Origin of the sequence: Sulfitobacter sp. M85 (genome assembly GCF_029285915.1) — a bacterium.
In the GTDB taxonomy this organism is placed as follows: Bacteria; Pseudomonadota; Alphaproteobacteria; order Rhodobacterales; family Rhodobacteraceae; genus Sulfitobacter; species Sulfitobacter faviae.
The window spans coordinates 148,649-162,813 of sequence record NZ_JABECQ010000003.1 but is presented as its reverse complement, the minus strand read 5'-3'; the positions used below and the strand labels follow the sequence as shown (position 1 = coordinate 162,813).

General features: G+C 65.4%; 17 protein-coding genes. All 17 read left to right on the top strand.

Annotated elements, in window-relative coordinates:
* Positions 1–100 precede the first annotated feature (100 nt).
* The 17 genes from HKX24_RS06995 to HKX24_RS06915 all read left to right on the top strand — a co-directional run bounded on the left by HKX24_RS06995 (position 101) and on the right by HKX24_RS06915 (position 14,160).
* Positions 101–445, top strand: a complete 345-nt coding sequence (locus HKX24_RS06995) for a hypothetical protein (protein WP_271691537.1) — start codon at positions 101–103, stop codon at positions 443–445.
* On the top strand, positions 354–1,724 hold the full coding sequence (locus HKX24_RS06990) for a terminase family protein (protein WP_271693831.1): 1,371 nt from the start codon (positions 354–356) through the stop codon (positions 1,722–1,724). The genes HKX24_RS06995 and HKX24_RS06990 overlap by 92 nt, the downstream gene beginning before the upstream one ends.
* A 131-nt stretch (positions 1,725–1,855) precedes the next feature.
* Entirely contained in the window at positions 1,856–3,034 is a 1,179-nt protein-coding gene (locus HKX24_RS06985; RefSeq protein WP_271691536.1) for a phage portal protein, read from the top strand.
* The gene (locus HKX24_RS06980) at positions 3,027–3,251 is read left to right on the top strand and encodes a hypothetical protein (protein ID WP_271691535.1); all 225 of its coding nucleotides are present in this window, start codon (positions 3,027–3,029) and stop codon (positions 3,249–3,251) included. Before HKX24_RS06985 ends, HKX24_RS06980 begins: the two co-directional genes overlap by 8 nt.
* 23 nt (positions 3,252–3,274) lie before the next feature.
* Complete coding sequence (locus tag HKX24_RS06975; protein WP_271691534.1) at positions 3,275–3,883, top strand: HK97 family phage prohead protease; 609 nt, start codon at positions 3,275–3,277, stop codon at positions 3,881–3,883.
* A 35-nt stretch (positions 3,884–3,918) separates the two neighbouring features.
* Positions 3,919–5,097 (top strand): phage major capsid protein, encoded by a 1,179-nt coding sequence (locus HKX24_RS06970; RefSeq protein ID WP_271691533.1) that lies wholly within the window; start codon positions 3,919–3,921, stop codon positions 5,095–5,097.
* 166 nt (positions 5,098–5,263) lie between these two features.
* Positions 5,264–5,863 (top strand): head-tail connector protein, encoded by a 600-nt coding sequence (locus tag HKX24_RS06965; RefSeq protein WP_271691532.1) that lies wholly within the window; start codon positions 5,264–5,266, stop codon positions 5,861–5,863.
* Complete coding sequence (locus HKX24_RS06960) at positions 5,860–6,198, top strand: head-tail adaptor protein (protein WP_271691531.1); 339 nt, start codon at positions 5,860–5,862, stop codon at positions 6,196–6,198. The genes HKX24_RS06965 and HKX24_RS06960 overlap by 4 nt, the downstream gene beginning before the upstream one ends.
* The gene (locus tag HKX24_RS06955; RefSeq protein ID WP_276153899.1) at positions 6,195–6,605 is read left to right on the top strand and encodes a DUF3168 domain-containing protein; all 411 of its coding nucleotides are present in this window, start codon (positions 6,195–6,197) and stop codon (positions 6,603–6,605) included. The genes HKX24_RS06960 and HKX24_RS06955 overlap by 4 nt, the downstream gene beginning before the upstream one ends.
* Positions 6,606–6,640: 35 nt before the next feature.
* Positions 6,641–7,063 (top strand): phage major tail protein, TP901-1 family, encoded by a 423-nt coding sequence (locus HKX24_RS06950; RefSeq protein ID WP_271691529.1) that lies wholly within the window; start codon positions 6,641–6,643, stop codon positions 7,061–7,063.
* Between the two features lie 2 nt (positions 7,064–7,065).
* Entirely contained in the window at positions 7,066–7,380 is a 315-nt protein-coding gene (locus HKX24_RS06945) for a GTA-gp10 family protein (RefSeq protein WP_271691528.1), read from the top strand.
* Entirely contained in the window at positions 7,377–7,589 is a 213-nt protein-coding gene (locus HKX24_RS06940; RefSeq protein ID WP_209218770.1) for a rcc01693 family protein, read from the top strand. Before HKX24_RS06945 ends, HKX24_RS06940 begins: the two co-directional genes overlap by 4 nt.
* Complete coding sequence (locus tag HKX24_RS06935) at positions 7,582–8,241, top strand: phage tail tape measure protein (RefSeq protein ID WP_271691527.1); 660 nt, start codon at positions 7,582–7,584, stop codon at positions 8,239–8,241. The genes HKX24_RS06940 and HKX24_RS06935 overlap by 8 nt, the downstream gene beginning before the upstream one ends.
* 27 nt (positions 8,242–8,268) lie before the next feature.
* Entirely contained in the window at positions 8,269–8,901 is a 633-nt protein-coding gene (locus HKX24_RS06930) for a DUF2460 domain-containing protein (RefSeq protein WP_271691525.1), read from the top strand.
* The gene (locus HKX24_RS06925; RefSeq protein WP_271691524.1) at positions 8,901–9,788 is read left to right on the top strand and encodes a DUF2163 domain-containing protein; all 888 of its coding nucleotides are present in this window, start codon (positions 8,901–8,903) and stop codon (positions 9,786–9,788) included. Before HKX24_RS06930 ends, HKX24_RS06925 begins: the two co-directional genes overlap by 1 nt.
* Positions 9,785–10,231 (top strand): NlpC/P60 family protein, encoded by a 447-nt coding sequence (locus HKX24_RS06920; RefSeq protein ID WP_271691523.1) that lies wholly within the window; start codon positions 9,785–9,787, stop codon positions 10,229–10,231. Before HKX24_RS06925 ends, HKX24_RS06920 begins: the two co-directional genes overlap by 4 nt.
* A complete protein-coding gene (locus tag HKX24_RS06915) occupies positions 10,231–14,160 on the top strand; it encodes a glycoside hydrolase/phage tail family protein (RefSeq protein ID WP_276153898.1) in 3,930 nt (1,309 codons plus the stop codon). The genes HKX24_RS06920 and HKX24_RS06915 overlap by 1 nt, the downstream gene beginning before the upstream one ends.
* Positions 14,161–14,165 lie beyond the last annotated feature (5 nt).

Here is a 14,165-nt window from a genome sequence, read left to right as displayed (position 1 = left end):
TGTGGCACGCTAGAGGACATGGGCGAACGGCCCCGGGGTAACCCGGTGGTCGTTTTTTTTGTGTCTGCTCGGTTGGGGATAACCAACAAGAGGTAAAGCGATGACGATCATTACCCCGGAGCAAGAGACGGAAGACAGCGCGGAAATCCTGCGCGGTCTCCAAGAAGCAATCGGCGCGTTGCGCCGGGAAATCGAAGGTCTGACGGAACAGGCCCGGTCCGGGGGGGAACTCAAGGAAACTGCGGTGTCTGGCAAAACGTCCAAAGTGGCGGGACTGCTGGCGCATTGCCTGAAAGCGGAGAACACGCTGAATGACTGTCGAAACCGACAAGCTGGAATCGCGCGCGGGGGCTATGCCCTCGACATGGACAAAGCGCGGGCTGACATCGGGTGCAAGCTGGATCGCCTGCGCCGATGCTCAGACCCAGGCGCAGTTACTGAATGACCTAGATGAGGGAGAGCTTCTGGCTCTCCCTTTTTTGTTTGAGTTCTGGGCGCTTGACCACCAACTGGCGCCTGAGGGCGACTGGCGGACATGGGCGATCATGGGCGGGCGCGGCGCGGGCAAGACGCGGGCCGGGGCGGAATGGGTCCGCAGTAAGGTTGAGGGGAGCCGACCGCTTGATCCCGGGGAGTGCAGCCGCGTGGCGCTGGTGGGGGAGACCATCGAGCAGGTGCGCGAGGTGATGATCTTTGGCGATAGCGGGATACTGGCCTGTAGCCCACCGGATCGGCGGCCTGATTGGGAGGTGACGCGCAAGCGCTTGGTCTGGCCCAACGGGGCGATTGCCACGGTGCATACGGCGCATGACCCCGAAGGGCTGCGCGGGCCGCAGTTTGACGCGGCTTGGGTGGATGAATTGGCAAAGTGGAAGCGCGGGCAGGAGGCTTGGGACCAGTTGCAGTTTGCGCTGCGCTTGGGGGAGCGGCCTCAGGTCTGCGTGACGACGACACCGCGCAACGTGGATGTGTTGAAGGCGCTCTTGGCCGCGCCTTCGACGGTGACGACCCATGCGCCGACGGAGGCGAATGCGGCGAATTTGGCGGGGTCGTTCCTTGAAGAGGTGCGGGCGCGCTATCGCGGGACGCGGTTGGGGCGGCAGGAGTTGGATGGGGTTTTGCTGGCGGATGCAGAGGGGGCGCTGTGGACCTCGGCTTTGCTGGAGGCGGGGCGGGTGCGAGAGGTGCCGGATCTGGACCGGATCGTGGTGGGCTTGGACCCGGCGACGACGAGTGGAGCAGGCTCGGATGAGTGCGGGATCGTGGTGGTGGGGGCGCAGACCAAGGGGCCGCCGCAGGATTGGCGGGCGGTGGTGCTGGCCGATTGCACGGTGCAGGGGGCCACGCCGATGGGCTGGGCGCAGGCGGCGATTGCGGCGATGACGCGCTACGGGGCGGATCGGTTGGTGGCGGAGGTAAATCAGGGCGGGCAGTTGGTGGCCGAGGTCTTGCGACAGGTCGATCCGCTGGTCTCGCTCAAGACCGTGCATGCGGCGCGGGGCAAGGTGGCGCGGGCGGAGCCTGTGGCCGCGCTTTATGAGCAGGGGCGGGTGAGCCATTTGCCGGGGCTTGATGCGCTGGAGGATCAGATGTGTCTGATGACGGCGCGGGGGTACGAGGGCAAGGGCAGCCCGGACCGCGTCGATGCGCTGGTCTGGGCGCTGCATGAGCTGATGATCGAGCCTGCCGCGCAGTGGCGCAGCCCGGGGGTGCGAAGCCTGTGAGCGGGCCGTTGCATGGGACAGCGCACGGTGGGTTTCTCCAGCGTTAAGGGATTTCGGGGAAAGTCTGACAACGCCGGGCAATGCGGGGCAGGTCTTCGCCGCCGGGGTCGGGCAGAATGAGGAGCGACGACATGGTATTCGATTTTCTACGGCGTGGCGCGGCAGGTGAGACAGCGGAGCGCAAAGCATCCGCCACGGGGCCGGTCGTCGCCTATCAGACCTCGGGCCGTGTCGCTTGGAGCCCCCGCGATAGCGTGAGCCTGACGCGTGCCGGGTTCTGCGGCAATCCGGTTGGGTTTCGCTCGGTCAAGCTGATCGCCGAGGCTGCAGCGGCGCTGCCGCTGGTCGTGCAGGACAGCGCACGGCGCTACGACGAACACCCGCTGATCGAGCTGATGCGGCGCCCCAATGCGGGCCAAGGCCGGGCGGAGATGCTTGAGGCGCTGTATGGGCAGATGCATTTGAGCGGCGATGGCTATGTCGAAGCCGTGGGCGGTGAGAGCGGTTTGCCGGTAGAACTGCATGTGCTGCGCTCGGACCGGATGAGCGTGGTGCCGGGGGCGGATGGCTGGCCTGTCGCCTATGAATATGCGGTGGGCGGGCGCAAGCACCGTTTTGATGCGAGCGGTGCGGCGACGCCGGTTTGTCATATCCGCAACTTTCACCCGCAGGACGATCACTACGGGTTCAGCCCCATGCAGGCGGCGGCCATGGCAATGGATGTGCATAATGCGGCGAGCCGTTGGTCGAAGGCGCTGTTGGACAATGCCGCGCGGCCCTCCGGCGCGATCGTCTATCGGGGGGCCGAGGGGCAGGGCAAGCTGAGCGAGGATCAGTATGACCGGCTGGTGAGCGAGATGGAGAGCCACCATCAAGGGGCGCGCAATGCCGGGCGGCCGATGCTGCTGGAGGGCGGGCTCGACTGGAAGCCGATGGGTTTTTCGCCCTCGGATATGGAGTTTCAGAAAACAAAGGAGAGTGCGGCGCGGGAGATTGCGCTCGCCTTTGGGGTGCCGCCGATGCTGATCGGGGTGCAGGGCGATGCGACTTACGCGAATTATCAAGAGGCGCATCGGGCGTTCTATCGTCTGACAGTGCTGCCTTTGGCGACACGGGTGACGGCGGCGCTGGCGGAGTGGCTGAGCGGGTATCTGGGGGCGGCGGTGAGTTTGAAGCCGGACCTCGACCAAGTGCCTGCATTGGCGGCGGAGCGTGATGCGCAATGGGCGCGGGTGTCCGGGGCGGCATTCTTGAGCGATGCGGAAAAGCGCAGCCTGTTGGGGCTGCCAGCGGTGGCGGATGATGTCTGAGCTGCGCGAGATCGAGCGGTTCGAATGCGCGCCGGGCTTGCGGCTTCAGGCGCATGAGACGCTCAGCGCGGTGCACCGCGAGAACATGCAAAAGCGGCTCGACCGGATCGAGCAGATGATGGAGCGGTTGGAACGGCGGCTGTGGCTGACGGTCTACGGCGTGGTGGCGGTGATCTTGGCGCAGGCGGTGCAATCCTTTCTGGCGGTGGCGCCGTAGCGGGCTGAACGAGGGAAAATACGATGACTTATCAATTGGATGCCTCCGGCGGCTGGCCGGAGAACGGGGAAGCTGTGCCTGCGGGCGGCGGGTTGGAGCATAAATTCGCCCGCTTCGGCAGCGTGACGCCGGTCGAGGATGGGCTGGAGATCAGCGGCTACGCCAGCCTCTTTGGCACGGTCGATCAGGGCGGCGATGTGGTCGAGCCGGGGGCCTATGCGGCGAGCCTTGCGGCGGTCGCGAAGGCGGGACGCAGCATTAAGATGCTGTGGCAGCACGATCCGGCCCAGCCCATCGGCGTTTGGGACGAGGTGCGCGAGGATGGCCGGGGTCTTTGGGTCAAGGGGCGCATCCTTTGCACTGTGGCTAAGGGCCGGGAGGCGGCGGCGCTGATCGAGGCGGGGGCCATCGACGGGCTCAGCATCGGCTACCGCACCGTGAAGGCGGGCAAGACCACCAAGGGGCAGCGGCTGCTGTCGGAACTGGAGCTTTGGGAGGTGTCTTTGGTGACCTTTCCGATGCTGCCCTCGGCGCGGGTCGGGGCCAAGGGGGAGTTCAGGGCCGTGGGCCATGTGCTGCGCGAGATGGCGGCGGCCTTTGATGCCGCGCGGACCGAGATGGCGCGGGGCTGAGCCTGAGTTTGACTGAGCAGATCGAAGGAAAAGCGATGACCAAGAGTGAGATGAGCACAAAGGCGGGCAAAGACCGGTCTCCGGCGGAGGAAGTGCGGCAGGCCGTGAGCGGTTTTGTCAGTGACTTCAACGGCTTTCGGGCCGAGATCAATACGAAACTTCAACAATCAGAAGAGCGAATTGCCATGATGGACCGCAAGATGACCCTGCCTGCCCGCAGCCCTTTGGGGGGCGCGATCGATCACGATGCGCCGCATAAGAAAGCCTTTGACGCCTATCTGCGCAACGGCGATGACGACGGGCTGCGGGGGCTGGAACTGGACGGCAAATCGATGTCGACGGCGGTGAATTCGGATGGCGGCTATCTGGTGGATCCGCAAACTGCCGACCGGGTGCAATCTGTGCTGAATGCGGGGGCGTCGATCCGCGCGATTGCCTCGGTGGTGCAGGTGGAGGCCACCTCATATGACGTGCTGGTCGATCACGCCGATGTGGGCGCTGGTTGGGCGACCGAAAGCGGGGCGCAAGCCGAGACGGACACGCCCCAGATCGACCGGATCACCGTGCCGCTGCATGAGCTGAGCGCGCTGCCCAAGGCGAGCCAACGTCTGCTGGATGACAGTGCCTTTGATATCGAAGGTTGGCTGGCGGGGCGTATCGCCGACAAATTTGCACGGGCCGAAGCGGCGGCCTTTGTCAGCGGTGACGGCATCGACAAGCCCACCGGTTTTCTGAGCCATCCGGCGGTCGACAACGACGTCTGGACCTGGGGCAATCTGGGCTATGTCCCCAGCGGCACCAACGCCAATCCCGAGGCGGATGCGATCATCGAGTTGGTCTATGCCCTCGGCGCGGCTTACCGCAAGAATGCGGTTTTCGTGATGAACTCGAAGACAACGGCCAAGGTGCGCAAGTTGAAAGACACCGATGGACGGTTCTTGTGGTCCGACGGGTTGGCGGCAGGCGAGCCTGCGCGGCTCATGGGCTATCCGGTGCTGGTGGCCGAGGACATGCCCGATCCGGCGACCGATGCGATGGCCATCGCCTTTGGCGACTTTTCCGCAGGCTACACCGTGGCCGAGCGCCCCGATCTGCGGATCCTGCGCGACCCGTTCAGCGCAAAGCCGCATGTGCTGTTCTATGCCACCAAACGTGTCGGCGGCGACGTGAGCGATTTCGCGGCGATCAAGCTGATGAAATTCGGCCTGGCGTAAGCCGGCGCCGAAGCCGGGGCCGGGGCAACTTGGCCCCGGTCCGGACGTGCGCCTGCGAGGTTGCGTTGTCTAGCTGCTCCCCTCCGACCGAGCAATGCAACCGGTGCGCGTCCGGAAATAACCGCATGGCCCCATTGGGCGCGGGAGCGATTTTTGGAGACGTTCGATGATGTTGATCGAAGAGACAAATGTGCCGGATGCGGTCTTGCCGGTTGAGGCCTTCAGAATGCATCTGCGCCTTGGCACCGGCTTTGCGCAGGACGGCCTTCAAGATCCGGTGTTGCGCAGCTTCCTGCGCGCGGCGATGGCGGCGGTGGAGGCGCGGACAGGCAAGGTGTTGATCATTCGGCGGTTTGCCCTGTCGCTGACCTTTTGGCGCGATGCGGCGGCGCAGGTCTTGCCCGTGGCGCCGGTGCAAGAGATCGCGCGGGTGGCGCTTGTGGCGCGGGACGGGGTGGAGACGGCGGTGGACCCCGAGCGCTATTGGCTGGAACGCGATGCGCAAGCGCCGCGTCTTCGAGCCAGCACCGCCGCCCTGCCGCGCATCCCAAGCGCGGGGGCCGCGCTGATTAGTTTTGACGCGGGCATGGCCGCCGATTGGAGTGGAATGCCGGATGATCTGGCCCAAGCGGTGATGCTGCTGGCGGCACATTACTATGAATACCGCGACGACACGGCGCTTGGTGAAGGGTGCATGCCCTTTGGTGTCAGCAGCCTGATCGAACGCTACCGCCGCGTGCGCCTCGGCTTTGGGGGAACGGCATGAGCCGCCCGCAGTTGAACCGGCCCCTCGTGTTGGAAGCGCCGCAGCGCGTGAGCGATGGCGCGGGGGGGCATCGCGAGATCTGGCAGCCTTTGGGCACCCTCTGGGCCGAGGTGCGCGCGCGGACGGGGCGGGAGACTGCGCAGGGCGGGGTGGCCGTCAGCCGGATGGGGGTCAAGATCACAGTGCGGGCGGCGCCGGAAGGTGCCCCGCAGCGACCAACCCCCGAGCAGCGGTTTCGCGAGGGCACGCGGGTCTTCGTGATCCGGGCGGTGGCCGAAAGCGATGCGGGCGGGCGCTATCTGATCTGTTTTGCCGATGAGGAGGTGGCGGTATGACCTATGCGCTTTCAGGGGCATTGCAGGCGGCGGTTTATGACCTGTTGCAGAGCGATCCGGGGCTCACCGCGCTGATCGGTGACGCGGTCTTTGACGCGGTGCCGGGGGGGACCCTGCCAGAGACCTATGTGCTGCTGGGCCAAGAGGTGGCGAAGGACCTGTCGGACCCGCAGGGCGCGGGGGCGGAGCATCGCCTGACCCTGTCGGTGGTCACCAGCGCGCCGGGGTTCAGCACGGCGAAGGGTTGCGCGGCGGTGATCTCAGACCTGCTGCATGGGGCGGTGCCGGCGCTCAGCCGGGGGCGCGTGGTGGATATGGCCTTTCTCAAAGCGATGGCGCGGCGGATCGACGGGGCCTCTGCCCGGCGGATCGATCTGCAATTCCGCGCCCGGGTCGCGGACGCATAAGACTTTAGATTTCAGATTGGTGCGAGGAGACAGTGATGGCAGTTCAAGCGGGCAAAGACCTTTTGGTCAAAGTGGATATGACCAGCGATGGGCAGTTCGAGACGATCGCCGGGCTTAGGGCCAAACGGGTGAGTTTCAACGCCGAAACGGTGGATGTGACCTCGCTCGATTCAAGCGGCGGTTGGCGGGAGTTGTTGGCGGGTGCCGGTGTCCGCTCGGCCGCGATCAGCGGGTCGGGGGTGTTTCGCGATGCGGGCACGGATGAACGGGCGCGGCAGTTGTTTTTCAACGGGCTCACGCCGGATTTTCAGGTGATCATTCCGGATTTCGGCGTGGTGCAGGGGCCGTTTCAGGTCTCCGCTCTGGAATACGGGGGGTCGCTGAATGGGGAGGCCACCTTTGAGCTTAGCCTGCAATCGGCGGGTGAGCTGATCTTTACCCCCGATGTGGTGGTGTGAGCATGACGAACCCATGGCGCGGCGAGGTGAGCCTCGTGATTGATGGTGAACGTCATGAGGCACGGCTGACCCTTGGGGCATTGGCCGAGTTGGAGGCGGCGTTGGAGGCCGACGGCCTCGTGGCTCTGGTCGAGCGATTTGAAAACAATCGCTTTTCCAGCCGCGATGTCTTGGCCCTGTTGCTGGCCGGGCTGCGCGGAGGTGGGGCGGAGATGGATGCCGCCACGCTTGAACACGCGCAGATCGAGGGCGGGCCGATGGCGGCGGCGCGGGCGGCGGCGGAATTGCTGGCGCGCGCCTTTACGGTGCAGGCGTGAGCGCAGCACGGGGCTTTGACTGGCCCGCGTTGCTGCGGGTGGGGCTGTCACGATTGGGGCTGCTGCCGGATCAATTCTGGGCGCTAACGCCGGCGGAGTTACAGTTGATGCTGGGGCCGAAGTCTGGCCCCGCGCCACTGCTGAGCGACGGTCTCGCCGCGCTGATGGCTGCCTATCCAGATGAGACGAAAGGGGCCGGTGATGGCTGACTTTGACGATTTCGAGAACCTTGAGAGCCGCGCCGAGGGGCTGAATGAGACGCTGGCGCAGACCAACGGCTTGGTGGCCGGGTTCGACGGTGAGCTACGGCGAATGCGGGGCGCGCTTGCCGCGACGGGCAAAGACGTGGCGACCCTTGAGAAAGGGCTAAGCCGTGGGTTGCGGCGGGCCTTTGATGGGGTGGTCTTTGACGGGGCCAAACTCTCGGACGCGCTGAGCGACTTGGCGCAGTCGATGATCCGCACGACTTACAATGCCGCGATGCGCCCGGTGACGGACCATTTCGGCGGGCTGATCAGCGAGGGCGTGGGCAGCATCGTAGAAGGGATATTGCCCTTCGCAGATGGTGCGCCTTTCTCGCAAGGTAAAGTCATGCCCTTCGCGCAGGGTGGGGTGGTCACCTCGGCGACGGCCTTTCCCATGCGCGGCGGCACGGGGCTGATGGGTGAGGCCGGGCCGGAGGCGATCATGCCCTTGGCGCGGGGCGCCGATGGCAAGCTGGGCGTGCGCGGCAACGGCGGCGGCGCGACGACCATCGTGATGAACATCACTACCCCCGATGTGCAGGGGTTTCAGCGCAGCCAAAGCCAGATCGCCGCACAGTTGAGCCGTGCCCTCAGCACCGGCAACCGCAACCGATAGGCCGCGCGGCGGATAAAGGAGCAGATCATGCAGTTTCACGAGGTCAGATTTCCCCCGTCGCTAAGCTTTGGCTCTGTCGGGGGGCCGCAACGGCAGACAGATGTGGTCACCTTGGCCAACGGCCATGAGGAGCGTAACACGCCTTGGGCCCATTCGCGGCGGGTCTATGACGCCGGGTTGGGGGTGCGCTCGATCGACGATCTACAGGTGCTGATCGCCTTTTTTGAGGCGCGCATGGGGCAGATGTACGGGTTTCGCTGGAAGGATTGGGCCGATTATAAGTCGGGCAAAATGGCGCTTCCGGTGGCTTTCGACGACCAGAGCATCGGCTATGGGGATGGGGTGCGGGCGGCGTTTCAACTGACCAAAACCTACCGCTCGGGGGCGCAGTCCTATCGCCGTCCGATCACCAAACCGGTGGCCGGGACCGTGCGCGTGGGGCTGGAGCAGGATGAGCTGCGCGAGGGCGTCGAATATGAGGTCGACGCCAAGAGTGGGATCATCACCTTTGCCCATCCGCCTGATCCTGAGATCGAGGTTTTCGCGGGCTTCGAGTTCGACGTGCCGGTGCGCTTTGACACCGACCGCATTCTGGTCTCGGTCGAGAGTTTTCAGGCCGGACAGGTGCCCGACGTGCCGGTGATCGAGGTGCGGGTCTGATGGCGGGGCTGGACAGAGGCTTTGCAGCCCATATCGCGCAGGGTGTGACGACGCTGTGCCATTGCTGGCAGGTGACGCGCGCGGATGGGGCGGTGTTTGCCTTTACCGATCACGACATGCCGCTGGTGTTCGACGGGATCACCTTTCGCGCCGATACCGGGCTGAGCGCGCGGGCGCTGGCCCAGACCAGCGGGCTGGCAGTTGACAACACGGAGGCGCTTGGCGCGCTCAGCGATGATGCGATCCGCGAGGATGAGATCGAACAGGGCCGCTTTGATGGGGCCGAGGTGCAGGCGTGGCTGGTGAACTGGGCGGAGCCCGCGCAGCGGCGGCTGCAATTTCGCGGCTCAATCGGTGAGTTGCACCGCGCGGGGGGCAGCTTCCGCGCCGAGTTGCGGGGGCTGACGGAACCGCTTAACCGGCCCCTGGGGCGGGTCTATCAAAAGCCCTGTTCGGCGGTGTTGGGAGATGGCAAGTGCCGGTTCGATCTCACCGCGCCCGGCTATGCTGAGACGCGTGTGGTCGAGACGATGGCGGAGGCGCAGTATTTCTGTTGGACCGCGTTCCCGGGCTACGAGGAAGGTTGGTTCGCCCGGGGGCGGCTTGATGTGCTGGAGGGGCCGGCGGCGGGGCTTTGGGGCATGGTCAAACGTGACTACCATGAGGGCGGGCAGCGCGTGATCGAGCTTTGGCAACCGATCCGCGGCGCAGTGGCGGCGGGCACCCGTGTCCGGCTTACCGCAGGCTGCGACAAGCGGATGGAGACCTGTCGGCTGAAATTCAACAACCTGCTGAACTTTCGCGGCTTTCCCGATTTGCCGGGGGAGGATTGGATGATGGCAGTGCCCCGGTCGGACGGTGCGAATGGCGGCGGGTCACGCCGATGAGTGCTGCGGGGGAGCGTTTGGTACAGGGCGCCCGCGGATGGATCGGCACGCCCTATGTGCATCAGGCTGCGACAAAGGGGGCGGGCTGCGATTGTCTGGGGCTGATCCGGGGGCTTTGGCGGGAGCTGTTGGGCGCGGAGCCTGAGGCGGTGCCACCCTATTCGATGGATTGGTCCGAGCCGCAGGGGCAGGAGCGGCTCTGGGCAGCGGCGCTGCGGCACATGGCGATGAAAGACAGCGGTGATGCGGCCCCCGGTGACGTGCTGCTTTTCCGAATGCGGCAGGGTGCGGTGGCAAAGCACCTTGGACTTCAGGCGCGCGTCGGGGCCAGCGCCAGTTTGATTCACGCCTATGCGCGGCATGGAGTGGTGGAAAGCCCGCTCAGCCCGCCATGGCAGCGGCGCATCGTAGCGCGTTTTGTATTTCCTGAGGAGGTCTCCTGATGGCGACGATTGTTCTTTCGGCAGCGGGGGCGGCGGTTGGCGGCTCCATCGGGGGCACGCTGGCGGGGCTGTCTTCGGTCGCGGTGGGCCGCGCGGTGGGGGCGAGCCTTGGTCGATTGGTGGATCAACGTTTGCTGGGCCAAGGCGGAGAGGCGGTCGAGACCGGTAAGGTGGATCGCTTTCGCCTGACAGGCTTGGGCGAAGGGGCGGCGATCCCGCAGCTTTACGGGCGGATGCGACTGGCGGGGCATGTCATCTGGGCCTCGCAGTTCCAAGAGGTCACCGAAGTCAGTGGCGGGGGAAAGGGCGGCCCGCCGACGCCGAAGACGACCGAATACAGCTATACCGTCAGCCTTGCCATCGCGCTCTGCGAAGGGGAGATCACCAGCGTTGGGCGCATCTGGGCAGATGGGGAGGAGATTGCCCCGGACGATCTGAACATGCGCGTTTACCGAGGCGCCGCGAACCAGCAGCCTGACCCGACCATCGCCGCGATCGAGGGCGCGGACCGGGTGCCCGCCTATCGCGGCACGGCCTATGTGGTGATGGAAGACCTTTCGCTTGCGCAATTCGGCAACCGGGTTCCGCAGTTCTCTTTCGAGGTGCTGCGCCCCGAGCAGCCGCAAGTGCCGGGGTGGGAGCACGCGCCCGCCTATGGTGTTCAGGGGCTCGCCCTGATCCCCGGCACGGGAGAATACGCGCTGGCGACGACCCCGGTGCATTACACCGACGGCCCCGGCAGCCGGTGGAGCGCCAATGTGAACTCGCCCGCCGCCAAGACCGATTTTGCGGTCTCCTTGGAAAGCCTGACCGAGGAATTGCCGCGTTTGGAAGCGGCCTCTCTCGTTGTATCATGGTTTGGCGGCGATCTGCGCTGCGGTGACTGTCGCCTGCGGCCCAAGGTCGAAGACCCGGATATCGATGGGGAGAACATGCCTTGGCGAGTCTCTGGCCTGACGCGTGGCACGGCACAGGTGATCACCCAGCAAGACGCGCGCCCGATCTACGGCGGCACGCCCGCCGATGCGGCGGTGGTCGAGGCCATTCACGCGCTGAAGACAGCGGGCAAGGCGGTGATGTTCTATCCGTTTATCTTGATGGATCAGATCGAAGGAAACGGGCTCCCGGACCCCTATAGCGATGCCGAGGACCAGCCCCGCTTGCCGTGGCGCGGACGGATCACGCTTTCGGTGGCCCCGGGGCGACCGGGCAGCCCGGACGGTACGGCGGTGGCAGAAGCCGAGGTGGCGGCGTTTTTCGGAACCGTCACGGCTGCGGATTTCGCGGTGGGCGAAGGCTCGGTCATCTACAACGGCCCCGAGGAATGGACCCTGTCGCGCTTCATCTTGCACTATGCCGCGCTTTGCGCAGCGGCAGGCGGGGTCGAGGCGTTTTGCATCTCCTCGGAGATGCGGGGGCTGACGCAGATACGCGCGGCAGGCAACAGCTTTCCCGCGGTGGCCGGGCTGCGGGCCTTGGCCGGAGAGGTGCGCGCCTTGTTGGGGCCGGAGGTCAAGATCAGCTATGCCGCTGATTGGTCTGAGTATTTCGGCTATCACCCGCAGGATGGCAGCGGCGATGTCTTCTTTCACCTTGATCCGCTATGGGCCGATCCGCAGATCGATTTCATCGGGATCGACAACTACATGCCGCTAGCCGATTGGCGCGATGAGGAGGGGCATCTGGACGGCGAGAACTGGCCCGCGATCTACGATATCGGCTATTTGAAATCCAACATCGAAGGCGGCGAGGGCTATGACTGGTACTACCATTCGCCCGAGGCCCGCGACGCGCAGATCCGCACGCCGATCACCGATGGGGCGCATGATGAGCCTTGGGTGTATCGCTACAAAGACTTGCGCTGCTGGTGGGAGAGCCCGCACCACCCGCGTATCGGCGGGCAGCGGCAAGCCGCTCCAACGGAATGGCAGCCGATGTCGAAACCGATCTGGTTCACGGAATACGGCTGCGCGGCCATCGACAAAGGGGCGAACCAGCCCAACAAGTTCCTCGATCTGAAGAGCTCGGAAAGCGCCTTGCCGCATTATTCCACCGGCGCACGGGACGATCTGATGCAGATGCAATATCTGCGCGCGATCTCGGACTACTGGCGCGATCCGGCGCATAATCCGATCTCGGAGGAATATGGCGCGGCGATGCTTGATACGACGCGCGCCTTTGTTTGGGCATGGGACACGCGGCCTTTTCCCTTCTTCCCCAATAATGTCAATCTCTGGAGCGATGGAGAGAATTACAGCCGGGGCCACTGGCTGAACGGGCGCGCCTCGGCGCGGTCGCTGGCCTCGGTCGTGGGCGAGATTTGCCGCCGCGCGGGTGTGGTGCATTTCGATACCTCCGCGCTGTTCGGCTATGTGCGCGGCTATACGGTTGCCGAGGTTGGCGAGGCGCGGGCCGCGCTGCAAGCGCTGATGCTGCGTTATGGTTTTGACGCGATCGAACGCGACGGGGTTTTACAGTTTCGGATGCGTGACGGGGCAGATGCGCTGCCCCTCGACCCTGATCGTCTCGCGGTTCACCCCGACCTGAGCGGGCTGACCGAGCAGTTGCGTGAGGCGGAGGCCGAAGTCTCGGGCCGTGTGCGGCTGCGATTCATTCAGGCCGATGGGGATTTCGACGCGATTGCCGAAGAGGCGGTTCTGGCGGATGAGGCGACCCATGCGGTCACCGGGACCGAGTTGAACATGGCCTTGACCCGAGGCGAGGGGCGGCAGGTGGCCGAACGCTGGCTGACCGAAGCGCGCGTCGCGCGTGAGACGCTGCGGCTGGCATTGCCGCCGTCGCGGATGGCTGTCGGGGCGGGGGATGTGATCGAACTGCCGGGCGATGGGGCGGAGGGGCCGGGACGCTACCGCGTCGACCGGGTGGAACAGGCCGGCTCCCTGCTGATCGACGGCGTTCGGATTGAGCCCGAAGTCTATGATCCCGCACCGCTTGATGAAGAACTTGCAGCGCTGCGCCCCTTCGTCCCGCCGCTGCCGGTTCTGCCGCAGTTCATGGACCTGCCGCTTTTGCGCGGAGATGAGGCGCCCCATGCGCCGCATCTGGCGGTGACGGCGACCCCTTGGCCGGGGTCCGTCGCGGTCTACCGCTCTGCCGTGGATTCGGATTATGCGCTGAACGCCATCGTGGCGAACCGGTCGATCATGGGCGTTACCCAAACGCCGCTGCACGCAGCACGGCCAGGGTTGATCGACGCGGGGCCGGTGCTGGAGGTCAAATTAACCAGCGGCAGCCTTCAGTCCGTTAGCAGAGAGGCGCTTTTAAATGGGGCGAACCTCGCCGCCATCGGGGATGGGAGCGCGGACCGTTGGGAGTTGCTCCAGTTTCAGGAGGCGCAGCTTGTCGCCCCGATGACCTATTGGCTGACCGGTCGTTTGCGCGGGCAGGCGGGCAGCGATGGGTTGATGCCCGAGGTTTGGCCCGCCGGGTCCCGCTTTGTGCTGATGAACGGGACGCCACAGCAGGTCGAGCTGAGCCCGCATCTGCGCCGTGTGGCACAGCATTACCGCATCGGGCCTGCGCGGCGACCGGTGGATGACCCCTCTTACCTGCATCAGGTTCATGCCTTTGACGGGAATGGTCTGCGGCCCTACAGCCCCTGTCATCTGCGGGCCGAGGCTGGGGCCAGTGGCGATATCACCCTTAGCTGGATTCGCCGAACGCGGATCGACGGCGACCCTTGGGAGGGGGCGGAGGTGCCGCTTGGCGAGGAGAGTGAACGCTATCTCTTACGCGTTTACGAAGGCAGCGAGGAGCGGCTGGAGGTGCTGGTCGATACGCCGCGATGGACCTATAGCACTGCGGCACGGGCGGCGGATGGCGTCAGCGGGGCGTTTGACGTGAGGGTGGCGCAGATCTCGGCCACATATGGCGCGGGGCCCGCTACAGGTTTGACCATCCCCGGATAGGCCCG

Bases quoted from the DNA above. Each gene is read 5' to 3' on its own strand.
- HKX24_RS06990 (WP_271693831.1), top strand. From the start codon at position 354: ATGCCCTCGACATGGACAAAGCGCGGGCTGACATCGGGTGCAAGCTGG.
- HKX24_RS06955 (WP_276153899.1), top strand. From the start codon at position 6,195: ATGACCTATGCGCTTTCAGGGGCATTGCAGGCGGCGGTTTATGACCTG.
- HKX24_RS06980 (WP_271691535.1), top strand. From the start codon at position 3,027: ATGTCTGAGCTGCGCGAGATCGAGCGGTTCGAATGCGCGCCGGGCTTG.
- HKX24_RS06915 (WP_276153898.1), top strand. From the start codon at position 10,231: ATGGCGACGATTGTTCTTTCGGCAGCGGGGGCGGCGGTTGGCGGCTCC.
- HKX24_RS06935 (WP_271691527.1), top strand. From the start codon at position 7,582: ATGGCTGACTTTGACGATTTCGAGAACCTTGAGAGCCGCGCCGAGGGG.
- HKX24_RS06985 (WP_271691536.1), top strand. From the start codon at position 1,856: ATGGTATTCGATTTTCTACGGCGTGGCGCGGCAGGTGAGACAGCGGAG.
- HKX24_RS06930 (WP_271691525.1), top strand. From the start codon at position 8,269: ATGCAGTTTCACGAGGTCAGATTTCCCCCGTCGCTAAGCTTTGGCTCT.
- HKX24_RS06920 (WP_271691523.1), top strand. From the start codon at position 9,785: ATGAGTGCTGCGGGGGAGCGTTTGGTACAGGGCGCCCGCGGATGGATC.
- HKX24_RS06950 (WP_271691529.1), top strand. From the start codon at position 6,641: ATGGCAGTTCAAGCGGGCAAAGACCTTTTGGTCAAAGTGGATATGACC.
- HKX24_RS06995 (WP_271691537.1), top strand. From the start codon at position 101: ATGACGATCATTACCCCGGAGCAAGAGACGGAAGACAGCGCGGAAATC.
- HKX24_RS06970 (WP_271691533.1), top strand. From the start codon at position 3,919: ATGACCAAGAGTGAGATGAGCACAAAGGCGGGCAAAGACCGGTCTCCG.
- HKX24_RS06960 (WP_271691531.1), top strand. From the start codon at position 5,860: ATGAGCCGCCCGCAGTTGAACCGGCCCCTCGTGTTGGAAGCGCCGCAG.
- HKX24_RS06975 (WP_271691534.1), top strand. From the start codon at position 3,275: ATGACTTATCAATTGGATGCCTCCGGCGGCTGGCCGGAGAACGGGGAA.
- HKX24_RS06965 (WP_271691532.1), top strand. From the start codon at position 5,264: ATGATGTTGATCGAAGAGACAAATGTGCCGGATGCGGTCTTGCCGGTT.
- HKX24_RS06945 (WP_271691528.1), top strand. From the start codon at position 7,066: ATGACGAACCCATGGCGCGGCGAGGTGAGCCTCGTGATTGATGGTGAA.
- HKX24_RS06925 (WP_271691524.1), top strand. From the start codon at position 8,901: ATGGCGGGGCTGGACAGAGGCTTTGCAGCCCATATCGCGCAGGGTGTG.